The organism is Pseudomonas sp. GW821-FHT02H06, from assembly GCF_059421525.1.
Window position 1 is genome coordinate 15,422 of record NZ_JBWKVD010000015.1, and the last position, 18,987, is coordinate 34,408.

Sequence of the window (18,987 nt, forward strand, 5' to 3'; positions counted from 1 at the left end):
ACCCGGTTGATGCGCGTGGTGATTCTGGCTTTCGCGGATCGGTCTTTGAGCTCATCAAGCCATTGCTGATAAAGATCGTCGCCGTTTGCGCTGAGGTAATGTCTGACCTGATTCATGGGGCGAACAATAGCGTTGATGCAATCGATCAATATGCCCGTCTGAACGGATGTGCCCGGTAGGAATTTTCAGCGCGAACGCATGGCCTAGATTTTTCCCCTCCAAGAATCTAGGCCAACCGCGCCTCCGCATGCGCAGATAATCAGCTGCTAAACCCCGGCAAACCCCAATCCTCCAGCGGAAACTCGGTCAGCGAACCCAGTATCAAGTCGGCGTGCGCGTATTGCTCGATCGGCATGTGCGAATCCGGCACGGCCACGGCGTACATCCCTGCGGTCTTGGCAGCGGTGACGCCGAAAGGCGAGTCCTCGAACACCACACAATCCTTCGGGTCCACACCCAAGTGGCGCGCCGCAGCCAGGAAGATGTCCGGCGCAGGCTTGGCCGCTGTGACCTCGGCGTGATCCGCCGTCACCACGTCTTTAAACAGCTCAAACCAGGCGCGATGATTGCTCGTCTTCGCGTGGAAATAGTGAAGGGAAGAGCTGGTGCCCACCGCGATGGGGATGTTGTGCTCGGCAAGGTGACGCACCAGTGCCTCGGCGCCACGCATCGGCTTGGCGTACGGAAAACGCTCGTCCAGCATCGGTTGGCGAACGGTCAGGAACTCCTCGGGAGACATCGGCAGCTCGAGCGCGCGGATCACGTATTCGGCGAAATCCTGGGAGCCGCGGCCAATGGAGTGCTGCTTCACGGCCCAGTCGAACGTCTTGCCGTGCCACTTGGCGATGGTGTCGGTCACTTCGGTGTAGATGCCTTCGGTGTCCAGCAGCAGGCCGTCCATGTCGAAGATCACCGCCTTGACCGGACCCTTGGGCTTTTGCACTTCGCTCATCTCATCGATCCCGTTAGCAAATTGGCGTCCAGCCTAACGCTTCGGCGAACGTCGTGGCTAGGCGCAACGGCTGCAAAACGTTCTCGCCAAGTGCTAATCTCGCCGGGCTCTCGGCAGCGCAAGGTGCTGCACGGCCGCTCTGTGTGGCGCCGAAACCCTCCGGGGTCAAGGAAGGCAAGACCTCTCTTCAAGAACGGACATCTTCGAGTCGACACATGAAAAAATCAGTCAACATCGCCGTAGGCGTCATTGTGGTTGCGGGCGTCCTCGTCACCGCTGGCGCCTGGTACACCGGAAAACGGCTGGAAGGCGCGCTCAACGACGCCATCCAGCAAGGCAATCAGCAGCTTCAAGCCGCCTTCGTCGGGCATGAAGGCAAGGCGAGTGTTGAGCTCCTTTCTCTGGACCGCCACTTCTTCACCAGCACCGCGCACTACAAGCTGAACATCCAGGACCCCCAATTCAATGAGGGCAAGCCGGTCGAGCTGCTGTTTGTCGACAACATCGAGCACGGGCCATTGCCGTGGAGCCGCGTGAAGTCACTGCAACTGGTGCCGGTGATGGCCGCCAGCAACGTGCAGATCGAGAAGAACGCCTTCTCCGAAAAATGGTTTGCCATGACTAACGGCCAGCCACCGCTGACCGGCCACTTCAGCATGGGCTACGACCGCGCCGCGTTGGGGCGTGTGGAGTTGCTCCCCTTTGAATTCACCGACCAGACCGGCGCGTTCAAGTTTTCCGGTTTCACCCTGAATGCCTCTGGCTCGGGTGATGGCCAGAAGCTTGAAGCCAACGGTGTGCTGGGCAGCGTCGACGTCACCGCTACTTCTGAAGAAGGTCCGGTGCACCTGACGCTCAAGGATTTCACTTTCAACACCGGTGGCACCAAGGGCAAATCGGGTTTCTACCTGGGCCACACCGACGCGAAAATCGCCTCGGCCACGTTCCAGGCAGCGGGCCAGCCGGCCATTCAGCTCAAGGACTTCGTCAACACCAGTCTGTTGCAGGAAGTGGAAGGCAACCTGAATGCTCAGGTGAGCTACGACATCGGCAATATCAGCTTCAATGGCAACGACATCGGCGCCCTGCAGATGCTCTGGAAGTTCGGCAATTTCGACATCGCCTCAACCCAGGCGCTGATGAAGATCTATCAGGAGAAAGTGCAGCCTCAAGCCCAGGCCGCCGCGGCGGTGGGTGAAACCTACACGCCACATTTGAGCCCGGCTGATCAGGCGCTGGTGCAGGCCGAAGTCAGTAAGCTGCTGAGTGCCAAGCCACACATCGAGCTGGAAAAGCTTTCACTGAAAACAGCCAGCGGCGAGAGCCAGTTCAACCTGTCGATGGACTTGGGCAACCCTTCGGCGCTTGATCAGCCGGGCGCGGAATTGCTCAAGCAGTTGCTGACCCAGCTGGACGCCAAACTGCTGCTCTCCAAGCCGATGATCAAGGACCTCGCCGCACTGCGCGCCAAGGCTACCGGCCTGACCGATCCCGCCGCCATTACGCAACAGGCGCAGGCAGCAGCAGAGTCGGTGGGCGGCATGGCGGTCATGTTCCAGGTGGGCAAGGTCGAGGGCGACAACGTCGTGTCCAGCCTGCATTACGCCAACGATGTGGTGGACTTCAATGGCGTGAAGATGCCGGCGCAGCAGTTTGCCGCCATGATGATGGGCAAGTTCGTAATGTTCAGCGGCGGGCAGTGAGTCTGTTCCGGCCACCACTGGTGGCCGGGCAATTGGGTCTTATCTGTCTTCAGACTGGCGGCTGACGAGCAATTTCTGTCGGCGCTTCGTGGCCTTCGCGCTCTGGCTGTACGGTGCGCGAAGACATCTCCGCACGTAGTTGCGGCAGGCATTGTGGATATTGCCGGGCAACGAAACTGATCAAGCGCTCGCGCATGTGGCATCGCGCATCCCAACTGCGCGATGAATCCGCCGAGCTCAACAACACCCGCAATTGCATCGCCTTATCGGTGGTGTCCGTGACCTGCAGCACGCAGACGCGGCCATCCCAGAGGTGCGGGATTTCCTTGCAGATACGCTCCGCTTCCTCGCGCAACTCCTCCAGCGGCAACGCGTAATCCACCCAGAGAAACACCGAGCCAATCAGACTCGACGTGCTGCGCGTCCAGTTCTGGAAGGGCTTTTCGATGAAGTACTGCAACGGAATCACCATCCGCCGCTCATCCCAGATCTTCAGCACCACGTAGGTGCCGCTGATCTCTTCGATGCGTCCCCACTCGCCCTCAACGATCACCACGTCATCCAGGCGAATCGGCTGAGAGATTGCGATCTGCAGGCCCGCGATCAAGTTGCCGAGCACCGGCTTGGCGGCGAAACCGGCGGCAAGACCCGCGAGCCCTGCCGATGCCAGCAGGCTCGTACCAATCTGCCGCACCGGCGGGAAGCTCATCAGAATCAGACCCGTACCAAACAACAGCACCAGCACATTCAGGCAGCGTACCAGCACCCGCACTTGCGTCTGGATCCGGCGGGCTTGCAGGTTGTCTTCGATGTCCAGCGGGTTTCGGATCGCGACCGCTTCGCCAATGGCCTTCACGCAGCTCAGCGCCAGCCAGGTGAAACCGGCCACCACCAGCATGCCGTTCAAGTGCCGAATGCCTTTGATCAACATCAGATCATCGGGGGCAGAGGTCCAGACCGTTTGCAGGGCCAGCAGTGGAATTAGCCACAACGTCGGCGGCTCGGCGCGATGGAGAAGCTGCTGGGCGAAGACGAACGACTTGGCGACGCGCCGGAGCAAGATCAGCGCAATCCAGCGTCCCAACAGTGCGATGCCGATCGCGACGACGGCGGCCACGAGGGTATTGAGCCAGGGCAACGGCAGCGCGTTCAGCCAGGCTTCCGGGAGTACGTGTTCCATAGAGGGGGTCACCAACAGGACGGTTCAAAGGCAAGAGGTGTGAGCTCCCTCGTTGCTCAATGTTCCCTGATCCACCCGCCGCCGCTGAAATCGTGACGGGCTGGAATCAGCGAGCCAGAGCATCCGACACGTTTACTACATGTCGAATGCGCTGACCAGTTCAGGCTAATGTCGGGCGACGCCTGAATGTCTGGCTCATGCTGTAGCGGCCATGGCATTGCTTGCTCGCAACACCATGGCGAAGGCTCGTCTTTCACGCACGCTGAGCAATGAAAGTTACGACGCTCTTTGGTCTGTCTCAGCCTTAGCAGCCTTTGAACGGATTCCAGCCTTGTTCGCCTTTAATTTCCTTGAGGTAATAGGCGTAGTTTGTGGTCCTTGCATAAAAGGCGTTTATGGCGATACCTACAGCAAGATCCAACTGTTTGGCGTAGGCAAAGTCGGTGGCCGAATAGAAGATTTCCGACACGACACTGACGGCCAGCAAAATGCCGATTATCGTCAGGTTTTTTTTCCACAACCCCAGAACGAACAGGTAAATCGGGCCGAAAAAAAACGCAATGATGTTCGCGTTGATCTTGATCCTCTGCCGGAGAGGCAGCTTCAGCCATGCGGGCTTGAACGTTGGTGAATTCGGCGCGCCATGCTCGTCAAAAAATGCGAAACGTTGCTGCCATTTCTCGCTGTAGCCTTCACGGCTTTGTACCTGATCTGTCGTGCTCATTTGAGATCTCCTTATGGTCCTTGAGTGGTGTTTTTCTTCCCGGATATCCTGGATGTTGCTTGTTGTTATGCGTTGCTGACTCCTCGAAGTTCTTGAAGAGCGGGGAAACGCTCACGAGCGTGGCGAGGGCTTCATCGCGCGTCGCTGCAGCCTCATGGGTCGGAATATTCCTACAGGTGGGGAATTTTTTCTCATTTTTTTTACAGATTACAAAAGCGTCCAGACGCCGGCCAGGCGTGGCCCTCGCCGAAGCCCGCGAGGCCTTTACCGCAGCAGACGAAAGGTCTCACGCACATGCTCGGTGAGCGTTGCTGGGTTCTCCATGGCAGCGAAGTGCCCGCCGTGCTCGGCCTCAGCGAAGAATCGCAGGTCGTCGAACCAAGCCTCTGCCCAGCGCCGTGACAGGCGGAGCTGCTCGCCCGGGAACATGCTCACCGCCGCTGGGATGGGTACGGCGGTGACAGGGCCTTGCTGCTGCATTTCGCTCATCCCTTCCCCATGTGGGCCACGGCATTCTCGAACATGCGTTGCAACCCGATACCCTGGCAATGATGTGTTGGACCCCGCTGCTGGGTGGAGACCGGTTGAAGCTGGTGCAGGCCGCCGGTTTGCTGGACTAAGTGTTCTGGGCTCCTACGGCCGGTCAAGTAATGAGTCTGAACGGTAGAAACCGCGCGGGAGTTAAGGGGTGATCAACTAAAGGCGACCCGTTTTATGACTAATTTGTTCAACACTGACGGCACTAAATCTTTAAGTTAAAAGTTGCCATGTGGTGAGCGGTACCCACACTTACTGGAAAGAGTAAGTGTCTTTCGGGTCTGCTTAACTTGTCCCATCCACTGAATGGGAAAGTTTCCTGAGTCATCAGCCCTGAGAGGCGCAATCCTGCCGCCTCTGGCTTGGGCCGAGCGCTGGTCGAATCCGCCAAAGCCCGGCTGGATCCGAAGTCTCCGGCCCACACAGCCGTTCAGTGGGCTCACAAAAAAATGGCGAATAGGTTGAACTTATTCCCTGAAATAGTTTCGGCGATGAAAATAAATTATTAGTTCGATAGCCTCTTAAAAAGATGCTTTTTCACTAAAGTTTCTTTGCGGGTGGCCGAATGTTATGGGGTTAGGAATGGCATGGAGTGGCCCTCTCCTATGTGAATACCTATAACTTTCAGAGGGCGCCATGCTAAAGAATATTTTGATCAATATGACCGTCAGGTCAAAGCTCGTACTCGGCTTCACCCTGGTGATCATATTTACTGTCCTTATTGCCCTCACGGGTTGGACAGGAATCTCCTCACTCAGTGAGCGAAGCGAGCGCGTGTCTGATATTGCGAAGCTCACAACCCTGACCCGGGACATGCGCATCGCCCGGCTGGTCTACGGCCAGAATTCCGACGACGCCAACGCTGCCACCTGGCTAAAAGCCTATGACAACCTCGACAGTCATTTGGCGTATTTGCGCGAAATACTCGACTCCGAGCTCAATATTCCCCACGTTAAAACCGCGACCGCCGCGATGACGGTTTACAAGGGCTTTTACAACGACATCATCAATGCGACCCATACGCGCGAAACGAGCCGAGCCGTGTCTGGCAGCGCCGCTGATGAGGCATTGGAGGTGCTGCTGCGCTTAGACACGCTCTCCAATTCGCCCGAGGGCACGGCCGCACAGCGAGATGCAATCGGACAAGCGCTGACGCTTTTTCAGAAAATGCGCTTTGATGTGCGTGGGTACACCTTCACGCTAAAGCCTGACGCGCAGCAGCTGGCGAACGCTTCAATCGCTGCGGCCGTAAACAACGCCCAATCCCTGCAAGCCGCTGGATTTCAACCCGACGCCATCAAAGGCTTTCAGGCTTCACTGAATAGATACCAGGCTGCCATTGCCCAGTTTTCGGAAGCACAGGCCGCCATTAATCAGGGCCAGGCAGGTATTACCAAAAACATCGAAGTCCTGCTGGCCTCCGCCGATCAGTTGGCACAGAACCAGGTCTCGCTGCGTATTGAGGACGTGGGTCAAGCCAACAAGATGTTGATCATATGGCTCAGCATTGCGCTCATCATCAGCGCACTGGCTGCATGGGTCATCACCCGCCTCATCGTGGGTCCGCTTCGCGAAGCGCTGCAATTGGCTGATCGAGTCGCCAACGGCGATCTGACCTACAGCGAAGTAACGCAAAGGCGAGACGAGCTTGGCCTGCTGCAGACCAGCATGCACAGAATGACCACCAACCTGCGGCAATTGATTGGTGGCCTGCGTGATAGCGTCACTCAGATCGCGAGCGCTGCCGAACAGTTGTCGGCGGTGACCGAGCAGACCAGCGCGGGCGTTAACAGCCAGCGAACCGAAACTGATCAGGTCGCCACAGCCATGAATGAAATGGCCGCTACTGTTCAGGAAGTCGCCAGGAACGCAGAGCAGGCGTCAGATGCGGCGGTCAGCGCCTCGAAAGAAGCTCGCGATGGCGACGCAGTTGTGGCCAAGGCAGTGCTCCAGATTGAAAAGCTCGCAACCGAAGTGGGTCATTCGAAAATCGCCATGGATGAGCTCAAGCAAGAGAGCAACAAGATCGGCGGTGTGCTTGACGTGATCAAGGCTGTCGCCGAGCAAACCAACTTGCTGGCACTCAATGCGGCCATTGAAGCCGCGCGGGCTGGCGAAGCCGGACGAGGTTTTGCGGTTGTAGCGGATGAAGTAAGAAGTCTTGCGCAGCGCACCCAGGCGTCGACCGAAGAAATTGCGACGCTGATTGGTGGTCTGCACAGCCGAACCGCACAGGTTGCGACCACCCTGGAAAACAGTCGCCTGCTGACTGACAACAGCGTGGAGCTGGCGCGGGATGCAGGGGCTTCGATCGGCAACATCAGTCGCTCAATTTCAACCATCGAGTCGATGAACCAGCAAATCGCGGCGTCCGCTGAAGAGCAAAGCGCAGTGGCTGAAGAGATAAACCGCAGTGTTCTCAGTGTGAGGGACATCTCCGAGCAGACCGCTTCCGCGAGTGAACAGACTGCAGCGTCAAGCGTTGAGCTGGCGCGTTTGGGTGTCCATCTGCAGGGGTTGGTGAGTAAGTTTGTGGTGTGAGCGGCTGGGAAGATGATCATCCAGTCACTGGGGGATTAGATGCCTGATCGCTCGTAGAAATTGAGCTGTCGTTGCAGGCAGCCCGATGTTCTATTCGAGAGCGTGGACTTACGGTCGTCCATCGATCAGTTGATAGCTTCAGCCTATAACTCATCCATCGAAACCTTAACGCGCTGCGGCGCGGCAAGGCGCTCGCGCGCCACGGAGATCAACGCTTCGTCTTCTTGAGTGAGGAGGACCGGCCGGAACGGGAGTTGACCACGCTCGGCGACGTACTGCAGGGCTTGGCGCATAAGGTCGGACGGAGTAACGCCTAGACGCTCCAGCTCTCGGTAGGCGCGAGCCTTGAGTTCGTCGTCGACGCGAACATTAATGGAAGCCATAGTTTGAGCCCGTAAAGAAATGTGTCGTTACGTTAGATATATCGCCGTTCCACGGCAAGTCTGGGCTACGGATAGCGCGAGCCGCGATCACAGTTAGGGTCAACTTACGCCGAGCTTTCGAGGCTCATCCTTTAAGGCTCGGCGGCTATAAGATCTGGAGCGAGTGCATCCTTCCAGAGTAAACGCGATACTACTTTCGCCAACGCTCTATGACCTGTGAGAATACGACGTCACGCCACTGTGTTCTCCATTCATTATGAACTTTGACGCTCTGCGAATGCGGTTCTGGAACCGGTAGCGGCATTTTAATAACGGCAGGTAAGAGCACCGCGTCACCTACGACAACGCATTCGCCGGGAGCTAGGTTAGGTAGGATCTCAGTGATCGCATTAGCATTGTCAGGAAATAGACGCCGCACATATGTTTGATCTGCATCGTTCGTCAGGCGCAGCGATATAAAATTGCTGCACTGTGCGAAGATAGTTTCTGAGACTTCAGATGGCCGCTGGCTGACTACCATCAGGCTCAAGCCGTATTTCCTTCCTTCTTTAGCAATACGCTCGATAGACTTGCGGGACGCACGATAAGCCGCCTGATCGCTGCGTGGAACGTAATTATGCGCCTCTTCGCAAACCAGCATGACTGGGATGTCGTTAAGCAAGCCTTGCGCGTGCTGTAGTTTCGAGTAATGGAAACAAAAATCGAAGATCAGCCGGGAGATGAGGCTAACAGTGATGCTAAGAACCTCAAATGGTACACCGCTGAGGTCAACGACAGTCACGTTTGCCTTATCTAGGTAACCAATGAATTGCTTCATCAACGCCTCGAAATCTTCCGTGACATGAGCGTGTCCGTTTGATTTCTTTGCAGTCAACAAAAACCTAAGACGTTTATCCGTGAGTTTCGCCTCCAATCTTGAAACAAACCTGTTGAACTCACCATTGAAGGGCCCATTAGTGGCTTTTGTAGCCGCGGCGCTAGAGTTGGCAATGAAGTCGTGAATTTTGTCGAAGTATATGCTTTTGTCATCGACTAATTGTCCGCTAGTAAGCTTGGGCTTGTCTTCTCCCGGCAGTCGCCCGATAACTTCACGATTAAGATTCTCGATGAAGTTAAAAACCTCTTTGATTGAAAAGTAAACGGGTGTATCGTACGTAACCTCCGAAACTTTGGGATTGTGCTTTTCTTTATTTAGCACCACTGCATATTTAAACTGACTAACTTGATTGTGAGAATTTGCTTCGTTGCTTTCTATGAACATGCTCTCAAGTTCTTCAGAATTCATAAGCCAATACGGTAGCTGAAGAGTATCAATGTCCAATCGGCTCAGTGTAAAAGCTTCGTCCTTTCCTAAGGTGAAAGCAGCAGTGTATTCATCATGGATGTCAAAGATAACCACATGAGAGTTGTTTTGTTTCTCTTTGTTATTGTTTTTGTGCTGCGAAATTCCAACAATACCCTGCAGCACACTTGCGACTGTGCATGACTTGCCAGAACCGGTCGAACCCACGACTGCAATATGTTTGCTGAAAAATCTGTTTCCGTTGATCATCAGAGCGGTCGCTTTGTTTAATGAAAGCCTTCCGAGCGGGAAGTCGTGATCGCCATCTGCAGCAAATATCTTCTCGAGAGTGTCTTTTTCTACGACGAATGCGTGCTCTGTAGGCACTGGCAGAAGCAAGCTTCCACGGTCGAATGTCTGATCGTCTACCAATGTCCCGATCGCCTGGCATTCAATCTGAAAGGCCCAGACCGGTTTTCCGTCAGGCCCCGTAGTATTTGTGCCCTTTATGTTTCGGATGGTGGCAATTGTAAAGTCGTGATTGCCTTGTGCAATTTTCAGAAACCGGCCGACTTGCAACCCCTCCTTGTTTTTTTCGAAAACTTCGAGGTTGTCAACTGCCACTATCACAGCCTCTGGTGCACACGAAAGTACAGCTCCGATTTTAATAACCATTACTTAACCCCATCATGTACTTGATTTCGTCAATTTTCTCCGCAGATAGCGCTTCAAGATTGACGTCCTTTGTGTCTAGCGGTTGTATTTCTCCCTCACCAATTGCAAATAAGTCATCTGGCTTGACTGCCATCGTGAGCCCAAGATAGTCATCCCAGCAGATAAGTCTCAGTACAAACTCTTTCTTATCCCTCTGCACCATGGGGTCACGAAAAAAATTAGCCTCCAAAAAGGCTTTAACTGGCCGTCCCATGTTTGGAACTACGTCTTTGCCAATGAGACGCTCTGCTATTTCCTCCAACAATTCTTGGGGCACATCCAGCGCGAAAATTGGTGTTTGGGTATGAGCTAATTTAAAGTGATATTTGTCTATGTATGACTTTATAAAAAGTACAATCTGATCGTCGAACTGATCTATGAATTTAGGAAATATAACAAAGTGCCGTAATCTAACGTTTGAACTTAAGCACTCTTTAAGTTGCTTGCGTCTCGCTTCGATGATTTTTTGACGGCTCTGCAGCGCCAACGTCCACTGAGATATCGCGGTTGATCGAATTCTGCGTAATATTTCCAGAAAGTCGATTTTTGTAATTTTTCTAAGTTTCTCATCATGTTTGATGCTAAGGTCTGCAATTAGCTGTACTGCATTTGGATAAAATAGAGTTTCCACTTCTAATTTATGAAATCCGAGTGCTTCAAGTTGGGAGATATTATTCCCCATTAGTTCGGAATATTTGGGTGTGACGGTGATTGCAAATACCTTCAAAAAACCATTGATATCCACGCCTGTCGCTTCAATAACCAAATTCTTTAGCTTTTTGTCTTTTGAGCTTAGCGCGCCTTCAAGCTCAATGGACGATATCGCAATTGCTGGTGCGTTGGGGAAGTGGGCGAACAGATGGTATTCAATATTTGCGTGAGGGTTTGACTTGAAATGCTTCATCATTTGCAGTATGGGATCATAAAGTATGCTGGGAGCATAATTTTCCTGAGTCTCATGATACTTGCATTGAATGGCTTTAATTCCGGCGTAGGTCTCTACTTCGATGTCTTCAACAATACCCTCGATTGTAATAATTGCATCATCCGGAGCTTTCAGTAACTCAGAAAGAGTCTGGTTAAACTGATATAGAAATCCCTGTATCGTGTAGTCTGCAGAACGTCCCATGTCAATCTCTCCCTTTGTAATTTTCAATCTGCGCTAATGGCGTGATAAGACAGCTCCGAGCTGCGCTCCGGCTCGCTAGCCCACCAGCAGAGAACCAGAGACCTCTATCACGATTAAATCAGACATGTTTTTTCGCGCGTCAGGAGGCCGTTAACGAATGTAATCAAATGAGTGCTGGAATTAGTACTCGACTTAGCGTCCTCTTTCATCAGCATGGCCTAGACATGCTGTTTTGCCTCAGGGATGACGAGCTTACGCCCCTCAATTTGGTAGCCGGCAGGGATGCCATGAAATGCCGAATGAAAATCGGGTCGATGACTTCGTAATTTTCTTCTGCACCGTTTGAAGCCTTGCGAATAAGCAAATCGCGCAGCTCGGCCAAAATGCTGCTATCGAAAGTCTCTATCTTCCCCTTCTGTACGCTCCATTTTATCCAGAGCGTTCGCGCGCTATCTTGCTTCAGCCACTCCAGTGTGTCCGTTATCACGATTTCTAACGACATAATGTCCCGCCCCTGCTGGTGAAAGCTTAGCTTAGACGGATTTTGAAGAAGCGGCTGACCGTAGCCCGGGAGGGGCGTGATCGCTTAAGTAAAAAAAAGCCCCTCGGTGTAAACCAAGAGGCTTTCAGTTCAGGCCTGCATCCGTCATGCACCGTCAAGGTCGATACCTCGAGTTGCAGCGGAGGCTAGTTGCCCGATTTGTATGGTGCACCTGACGGGATTCGAACCCATGACCCCTGCCTTCGGAGGGCAGTACTCTATCCAGCTGAGCTACAGGTGCAACGCGGGCGCCATAATACTCATCTGGCTTGCACGCGTCCATGCCGATGACCCGCCGTTCACAATTTAGTGGGACCACATCCAACCGCTTAGGCACCCGCGCATGACGACCGCATACGCATGCTCCCGGTTACGCTCATCCGATTAACCCCCACCCCAAGCTCCAGCCGTTCTTTTTTTCGAACGCACTATTGTCCTTTAACCCTGTTGTCCCTAGGATTCGTTTGAGATTTCAAACGCCCCGCCCGGCCTTTCTTCTATTCTCCAATCAGGGCCGGCGACAGTCTTATCCGGCGGCGGCCTCGGTCGAGGCGCCCGCACACAACCATTCGCCCCGCCGCGCGCGGTGCTGTTCAGGAGGCCGCAATGCAGCTCAAAGACTCGAAGTTGTTCCGCCAGCAGGCGTACATCAATGGCGCCTGGGCTGATGCCGACAGTGGCCAGACCATCAAGGTCAACAATCCGTCGACCAACGAGATTCTCGGCACTGTGCCGAAGATGGGCGCTGCTGAAACCCGTCGCGCCATCGAGGCCGCCGACAAGGCGCTGCCGGCCTGGCGTGCGCTGACTGCCAAAGAGCGTGGCGCCAAGCTGCGTCGCTGGTTCGAGCTGATGATTGAAAACCAGGACGACCTCGGTCGCCTGATGACCCTGGAGCAGGGCAAGCCGCTGGCCGAGGCTAAAGGCGAAATCACCTACGCTGCTTCCTTTATCGAGTGGTTCTCTGAAGAGGCCAAGCGTATTTATGGCGACGTGATTCCGGGCCATCAGCCGGACAAGCGCCTGATCGTGCTCAAGCAGCCGATCGGCGTGACTGCAGCGATCACGCCGTGGAACTTCCCCGCGGCCATGATCACCCGCAAAGCCGGCCCGGCGCTGGCGGCAGGCTGCACCATGGTGCTCAAGCCTGCTTCGCAAACCCCGTATTCCGCACTGGCACTGGCTGAACTGGCCGAGCGCGCGGGCATCCCGGCTGGCGTGTTCAGCGTGGTGACCGGCAGCGCCGGCGATATCGGTAGCGAGCTGACCAGCAACCCCATCGTGCGCAAGCTGTCGTTCACCGGCTCGACCGAGATCGGTCGCCAGTTGATGGCTGAATGCGCCCACGACATCAAGAAGGTGTCGCTGGAACTGGGTGGCAACGCGCCGTTCATCGTGTTCGACGACGCTGACCTGGATAAGGCCGTTGAAGGCGCGATCATTTCCAAGTACCGCAACAACGGCCAGACCTGCGTGTGCGCCAACCGCATTTATGTGCAGGACGCGGTCTACGACGCGTTCGCCGAGAAGCTGCAGGTTGCCGTCGCCAAGCTGAAAGTAGGCGATGGCCTGGCTGAAGGCACCACCACCGGTCCCCTGATCGATGAAAAAGCCGTGGCCAAGGTCAAGGAACACATCGCTGATGCCTTGAGCAAAGGCGCGAAAGTGTTGAGCGGCGGCAACAGCCTGGAAGGCAACTTCTTCGAACCGACTATCCTCGTCAACGTGCCGAAAAACGCAGCCGTCGCCAAGGAAGAAACCTTCGGTCCGCTGGCTCCGCTGTTCCGCTTCAAAGACGAAGCCGAAGTGATCGCCATGGCCAACGATACCGAGTTCGGGCTGGCGTCGTACTTTTACGCGCAGAACCTGAGCCGTGTGTTCCGCGTGGCGGAAGCGCTTGAGTACGGCATGGTGGGCATCAACACCGGCCTGATCTCCAACGAAGTCGCGCCGTTCGGTGGCATCAAGGCGTCCGGTCTTGGCCGTGAAGGCTCCAAGTACGGCATCGAAGATTATCTGGAAATCAAATACCTCTGCCTCAGCATTTGAACCGGCTGAGTGGCAGAGTGAAGTAACTGTTCTACAACCTGCGGGACGCGAGAGCGCCGTTTCGTAGGTTTCAGTGGCACCAACCTATGGGTGGCCGGGAGGCCGCGACAGTCGATCATCGTATGCTGTCGCTGTTGACCCCCGCTGCTTGATCCTTGAACCGCGCCGCCCGATGAGCGGCGAATGAGGAAATGATGAGCAAAACTAACGCATCCCTGATGAAACGCCGCGAAGCTGCTGTCCCACGCGGCGTTGGTCAAATTCACCCGATCTTCGCTGAGTCTGCGAAGAACGCCACCGTTACCGACGTCGAAGGCAATGAGTTCATCGACTTCGCGGGCGGCATCGCGGTCCTGAACACCGGTCACCTGCACCCGAAAATCGTCGCCGCCGTTCAAGAGCAACTGACCAAGCTGACCCACACCTGCTTCCAGGTGCTGGCGTACGAGCCCTATGTAGAGCTGTGCGAGAAGGTCAACGCCAAGGTCCCGGGCGATTTCGCCAAGAAAACCCTGTTGGTCACCACCGGTTCCGAAGCGGTTGAAAACGCCGTCAAGATCGCCCGCGCCGCGACAGGCCGTGCAGGCGTCATCGCCTTCACCGGCGCCTACCACGGCCGCACCATGATGACCCTGGGTCTGACCGGTAAAGTCGTGCCGTACTCGGCCGGCATGGGCCTGATGCCGGGCGGTATCTTCCGCGCCATCTACCCGAACGAGCTGCACGGTGTCAGCGTTGACGATTCGATCGCCAGCATCGAGCGCATCTTCAAGAACGACGCCGAGCCGAAAGACATCGCCGCGATCATCATCGAGCCGGTGCAGGGCGAGGGCGGTTTCTATGTCGCGCCGAAGGCGTTCATGGCGCGTCTGCGTGAACTGTGCGACAAGCACGGCATTCTGCTGATCGCTGACGAAGTGCAGACTGGCGCTGGCCGTACCGGCACCTTCTTCGCCATGGAACAGATGGGCGTGAGCGCCGACCTGACCACCTTCGCCAAATCCATCGCCGGTGGTTTCCCGTTGGCCGGCGTGTGCGGCAAGGCCGAGTACATGGACGCCATCGCCCCGGGCGGTCTGGGCGGCACGTACGCGGGTAGCCCGATCGCATGCGCGGCTGCGCTGGCGGTCATGGAAGTGTTCGAGGAAGAGCACCTGCTGGATCGTTGCAAAGCGGTTGGCGAGCGTCTGGTCACTGGCCTGCGCGCCATCCAGGCCAAGTACCCGGTCATCGGCGAAGTCCGCGCGCTGGGCGCCATGATCGCCGTCGAGTGCTTCGAGAATGGCGACACCCACAAGCCGAACGCTGCTGCCGTCGCACAAGTGATCGCGAAGGCCCGTGACAAGGGGCTCATCCTGCTGTCCTGCGGCACCTATGGCAACGTATTGCGCGTGCTGGTCCCGCTGACCTCGCCGGACGAGCAGTTGGACAAAGGCCTGAAGATCATCGAAGAATGCTTCGCTGAAATCGCCTGACTTCATGCCGATGAGCTGCGGCACGTTTGATCAAATGTGACCGCTTCGTCAGAAAAAACCTGCTTCGGCAGGTTTTTTTGTTTTTGACGTCAGGAAATTCTCTTTCGGTTTGTATCCCTGCGCAGTCTTTGACTATGGTGAAGAGACTGATGCCGGAGAGTCATGATGACCGTTGTAGAGGCGCTAGCCGTTCCCCGCGTGTTGATCGCTGAATCGGACCCTTGGGCCCGCGAGATGCTCAACGAATTGGTCCTGGATGTGCGTTGTGACGCGCAGCTGGACATCTGTTCCAACGGCCGGGAGGCCATCGAGCGGATGAGCGGGTACATCCCCGACCTGGTCATCGCCTCCCGCGAGTTGCCGGGCGTCGATGGGCTGAGCCTGCTGCGCGGGCTGCGGCAGTTGCGTCGTCAGCCTCCGGTTCGTTTCATTCTGCTGAGCAGTCGCAGCGACAGCGTCAGCGTGCGTGAAGCTGTGCAGCTGGCGCCCACGGCCTACCTCACCAAACCCCTGAACCTGGAAGGCCTGCGCCAACGGCTGGAAACGCTGCTGTTGCAGGACGGTGCGCAGGTTGCCTGTGCGGTGCCAGGTCTGGCGCCGGGCGTCGGGCTGGATGCGTTTCTGGAACAGCGCCGGGAAGTCGCAGACGGCGGACCCCTGTTCGTTGACGTGGCCGCGGCGGCGGCCAGCAGTCGCGGGGCGTCGGGCGTTGATCTGACGTTGCTGGAACAGGCGTTGACTCACGATCCCCACGTCACCGCGCTTTTGATTGCCGCCGCCAACAGCGCGTCCCACCATCAAGGCAAGCCCGTGCAGACGCTGGCGCAGGCGCTCGCCGTATTGGGCGGTACCCAGAGCGTCAATCTGGTTCAGGGTCTCGCTCTCAAGCGTGGCGCGGTGCTCACGGATGCAGCGTTGCTGCTGCAAGCCAGCGAAATCTGGGATGTCTCGCAACGCACCGCCGAATGTGCGCGGACGCTGGCGCTCAAGCTGGATCTGAATCACGAGCGCTGTTACTGCGCCGGCTTGCTCAGGGGCTTGGGCGAATTGACGGTGTTGCGCTGTTTGCAGGACTGGCTGATCGCCGGCGGCGCGCTGGATGAGGCCACCATTCGCCGCGCGTTGGCGCAGTATTCGGCCTCGTTTGGCTCGGCACTACGGACGCGCTGGCGCCTGCCGTTGGAGCTGCGTGAGCTGATTGCGGCGGTGTACCAATACAACACCGGCGTGTTCACGCGCGAGGTCTTGGCAATGAATGTGGCAGGGCAGATGGGCTCGCTAGGGCTCGAAGACCCGCTGGAGGCACTGGCGAAAAGCAAATCGGCGCGGCTCTTGAAGGTCAGCAGGTCAGATCTGGAAGGGGTGCGCAGCAAGACGGTGGCTTAGCCGGGATGTGCATTCGGAAAAGCAGGCTTACACCAGCACGATCTGATTCTTGCCCTGGCGCTTGGCCTGGTACATCGCAGCGTCCGAGCGTGCGTAAAGCGCTTCGAGGCTCTGGTCCTGGTCGCCGAGGTTGGTCAGCCCCTGGCTGGCAGTGATGCCGAAGGTTTTGTCATTGCACTGAAAGCTCAGGCGCTGAATCTCCCGCTGCAACCGCTCGGCAATCTGCTGGGCCATTTCCGGCGCACAGCCCGGGAACACGGCGGCAAATTCCTCACCGCCAATTCGTCCGAACAGATCACCACGACGGAGCGTCTTGCGCCCGCATTCGGCAATGCGCTGCAGCACCAGATCGCCTTCCTGGTGGCCGTAGGTGTCGTTGACCAGCTTGAAGTCATCCACGTCCAGCAACAGGAATGCCATCGGCGTGCCCTGTAAACGGGCCTGCTCGAATTCCCGCTGGGCGCATTCGAAGAAGTGCCGGCGGTTACTGCTCTGGGTCAGAACGTCGGTGGTGGCCAGGCGCTGCAGCTCGTCTTCGAGGTGCTTCTTCTCGGTGATGTCTTCGGCGATGCCGACTACGATCAGGCGCTGGCTGTGCTCGGCCTGATGACTGACGAAGCACTTATCGCTCAGCCAACGGACCTGGCCGTCGGCGCGAATGATGCGGTACTCGCGGTCTTCGATGGAGCCCTTCTCAAGCACTTCGCTCAGGCTGCGCTCGGCGTAGTCCAGATCGTCGGGGTAGATGCTGTCGCGCCACTCGCTGTAATCGGCGAGCAACAAACCGGCGGAACGGCCGAAAATGCGCTCGTAGGCGGGGCTGACATAGATCATGCGTTGCGTCTGCCAGTCGAACGCCCACAACACGGCGTTCACGCTGACCAGCAGAGAACTGAACAACTGCTCGCGCTCGCTGAGACGCGCCACTTCCGCCTGGGCATGCATCAGCGCCAGAAGGGTTTCTGCTGCGGCGGGGGTCTCAACGTGGGGAGTCTGGTTGTCCATGAGCACTGCATCTCGGAATAAGGTGCGGCGCATGCCACAACATGTCACACAGCATAGTGCGAAGGTGTTAATGAGATAGGAGTAATGGCACTAAGTTCCGATCGGTGCCACTCGGACGAATGGTCACCGATCAACGGCATCAGGCGTGATGAGGCCGCAGCGAGTAGGTTTTCAGCTGATCGGCGAAGTCACGCAGCGACTGAATGCCGCTGGCTTCCGCCTCGTGGACCCAGTCCTTGATGGCCGCCAGCATGTCGTGACCATTGCTGCTGGTCTTCGCCCAGATCTGCTGCAGCGCCAGGCGTTTTTCGTAGATCACTTTCAGTGCTTGACTGTGCTCCAGCATGGTCTGGATGCGCGCTTGATGCTTGTCTTCCAGCAGGCTTGGCTCGCGGGAAAGCAGGCGTTTGGCGCGGCGGAACTGGTGACGCACGGAGGCATCGGCTTTGGCCAGCTCCTGTGCCACCAACGGCGCGATCACCAGCTTGCGGTACTGAGCCATGATCTGGAAACGGTTGTTGAGGATGGCCATCGCCGTGTCCATGTCCAGATGGCCTTTGCCTTCCACACGGTGCGCGATCGGCGCAACCCGCTGCACCTTCGCCAGGCGCAACCAGCTGAACACTTTGATCCACGCCCAGCCCATGTCGAACTCCCAGCGCTTGACCGACAGCTTGGCCGAGTTGGGGTAGGTGTGGTGATTGTTATGCAGCTCTTCGCCGCCGATCAAAATGCCCCAGGGCACCAGATTGGTGGCAGCGTCGCGGCATTCGAAGTTGCGATAGCCGACCGCGTGGCCGAGGCCATTGACCACGCCCGCCGCCCACACAGGAATCCACATCATCTGGATCGCCCAGACGGTGATGCCGATGACGCCAAACAGCGCCAGATCGATCACGCCCATGAGCGCGACGCCTAGCAGTGGATAGCGCGAATACAGGTTGCGCTCGATCCAGTCCTCGGGGCAGTTTTTGCCGTAGATGCGCAGCGTCTCGGGGTTCTCCGCTTCGGCGCGGTACAGCTCGGCGCCTTTGCGCAGCACGGTCGACAGACCCTTGATGACCGGGCTGTGGGGGTCATCGACGGTTTCGCATTTGGCGTGGTGCTTGCGGTGGATAGCGGTCCACTCGCGGGTGTTCTGCGCCGTGGTGAGCCACAGCCAGAAACGGAAAAAGTGCTTGAGCCCTGCGTTGAGTTCCAGGGAGCGATGCGCTGAATAGCGATGGAGATAGACCGTGACGCCGACGATGGTGACGTGTGTCATCGCCAGGGTGACTGCGACCAATTGCCAGACGGAAAGGTCGAGCAGACCGTTGTTCCACATAGGCTGAGTTGCCCTCGGTTGTTACGCGTGCAATGTACGGATCCGCCTGAGCAGACCCTGAG

The 18,987-nt window shown here is 56.8% G+C and carries 14 protein-coding genes, 1 tRNA gene and 1 pseudogene; 6 read left to right on the top strand and 10 right to left on the bottom strand.

All coding sequences use genetic code 11. The features are described from left to right. Positions 1-259 precede the first annotated feature (259 nt). Complete coding sequence (locus AC07VF_RS20845; RefSeq protein ID WP_495009636.1) at positions 260-952, bottom strand: HAD-IA family hydrolase; 693 nt, start codon at positions 950-952, stop codon at positions 260-262. Between the two features lie 215 nt (positions 953-1,167). Here AC07VF_RS20845 and AC07VF_RS20850 point away from each other — a divergent pair, with 215 nt between their 5' ends. Further along, positions 1,168-2,655 carry a YdgA family protein gene (locus AC07VF_RS20850; protein ID WP_495009637.1) on the top strand — a complete coding sequence of 496 codons (1,488 nt, stop codon included), beginning with the start codon at positions 1,168-1,170 and terminating at the stop codon, positions 2,653-2,655. 49 nt (positions 2,656-2,704) lie between these two features. On the opposite strand, the gene AC07VF_RS20855 is transcribed toward AC07VF_RS20850, so the two are convergent. From AC07VF_RS20855 to AC07VF_RS20865, 3 genes are all read right to left on the bottom strand, one after another. Then, a complete protein-coding gene (locus tag AC07VF_RS20855) occupies positions 2,705-3,835 on the bottom strand; it encodes a mechanosensitive ion channel family protein (RefSeq protein ID WP_495009638.1) in 1,131 nt (376 codons plus the stop codon). A 304-nt stretch (positions 3,836-4,139) separates the two neighbouring features. Further along, positions 4,140-4,559, bottom strand: a complete 420-nt coding sequence (locus AC07VF_RS20860) for a DUF2628 domain-containing protein (protein WP_495009639.1) — start codon at positions 4,557-4,559, stop codon at positions 4,140-4,142. 264 nt (positions 4,560-4,823) lie between these two features. Beyond that, entirely contained in the window at positions 4,824-5,048 is a 225-nt protein-coding gene (locus AC07VF_RS20865) for a hypothetical protein (RefSeq protein WP_244655953.1), read from the bottom strand. Positions 5,049-5,756: 708 nt separating this feature from the next. On the opposite strand from AC07VF_RS20865, the pseudogene AC07VF_RS20870 reads away from it, so the two are divergent. Both AC07VF_RS20870 and AC07VF_RS20875 read left to right on the top strand, forming a co-directional pair. Beyond that, positions 5,757-6,782, top strand: a pseudogene (locus AC07VF_RS20870) (methyl-accepting chemotaxis protein); the annotation flags it as partial. A gap of 141 nt (positions 6,783-6,923) precedes the next feature. Then, on the top strand, positions 6,924-7,637 hold the full coding sequence (locus AC07VF_RS20875) for a methyl-accepting chemotaxis protein (protein ID WP_446731160.1): 714 nt from the start codon (positions 6,924-6,926) through the stop codon (positions 7,635-7,637). A gap of 143 nt (positions 7,638-7,780) precedes the next feature. Here AC07VF_RS20875 and AC07VF_RS20880 read toward each other — a convergent pair whose 3' ends face one another. The 4 genes from AC07VF_RS20880 to AC07VF_RS20895 form a co-directional block, all read right to left on the bottom strand. After that, complete coding sequence (locus AC07VF_RS20880) at positions 7,781-8,020, bottom strand: type II toxin-antitoxin system RelB/DinJ family antitoxin (protein ID WP_495009640.1); 240 nt, start codon at positions 8,018-8,020, stop codon at positions 7,781-7,783. 190 nt (positions 8,021-8,210) lie between these two features. After that, positions 8,211-9,977 carry an ATP-binding protein gene (locus tag AC07VF_RS20885; RefSeq protein WP_495009641.1) on the bottom strand — a complete coding sequence of 589 codons (1,767 nt, stop codon included), beginning with the start codon at positions 9,975-9,977 and terminating at the stop codon, positions 8,211-8,213. Beyond that, entirely contained in the window at positions 9,967-11,145 is a 1,179-nt protein-coding gene (locus AC07VF_RS20890) for a hypothetical protein (RefSeq protein WP_495009642.1), read from the bottom strand. Before AC07VF_RS20890 ends, AC07VF_RS20885 begins: the two co-directional genes overlap by 11 nt. Before the next feature lie 705 nt (positions 11,146-11,850). Beyond that, positions 11,851-11,927, bottom strand: a tRNA-Arg gene (locus AC07VF_RS20895). A gap of 365 nt (positions 11,928-12,292) precedes the next feature. Here AC07VF_RS20895 and gabD point away from each other — a divergent pair. From gabD to AC07VF_RS20910, 3 genes are all read left to right on the top strand, one after another. After that, the gene (gene gabD, locus AC07VF_RS20900; RefSeq protein ID WP_369306586.1) at positions 12,293-13,735 is read left to right on the top strand and encodes an NADP-dependent succinate-semialdehyde dehydrogenase; all 1,443 of its coding nucleotides are present in this window, start codon (positions 12,293-12,295) and stop codon (positions 13,733-13,735) included. 194 nt (positions 13,736-13,929) lie between these two features. After that, the gene (gene gabT, locus AC07VF_RS20905; RefSeq protein ID WP_192135860.1) at positions 13,930-15,210 is read left to right on the top strand and encodes a 4-aminobutyrate--2-oxoglutarate transaminase; all 1,281 of its coding nucleotides are present in this window, start codon (positions 13,930-13,932) and stop codon (positions 15,208-15,210) included. Between the two features lie 162 nt (positions 15,211-15,372). Then, entirely contained in the window at positions 15,373-16,596 is a 1,224-nt protein-coding gene (locus AC07VF_RS20910; protein WP_495009643.1) for an HDOD domain-containing protein, read from the top strand. 27 nt (positions 16,597-16,623) lie between these two features. On the opposite strand, the gene AC07VF_RS20915 is transcribed toward AC07VF_RS20910, so the two are convergent. Beyond that, positions 16,624-17,601 (bottom strand): GGDEF domain-containing protein, encoded by a 978-nt coding sequence (locus AC07VF_RS20915; RefSeq protein ID WP_065990974.1) that lies wholly within the window; start codon positions 17,599-17,601, stop codon positions 16,624-16,626. A gap of 139 nt (positions 17,602-17,740) precedes the next feature. After that, positions 17,741-18,925 (bottom strand): delta-9 fatty acid desaturase DesA, encoded by a 1,185-nt coding sequence (gene desA / locus AC07VF_RS20920; RefSeq protein WP_133775675.1) that lies wholly within the window; start codon positions 18,923-18,925, stop codon positions 17,741-17,743. Positions 18,926-18,987 lie beyond the last annotated feature (62 nt).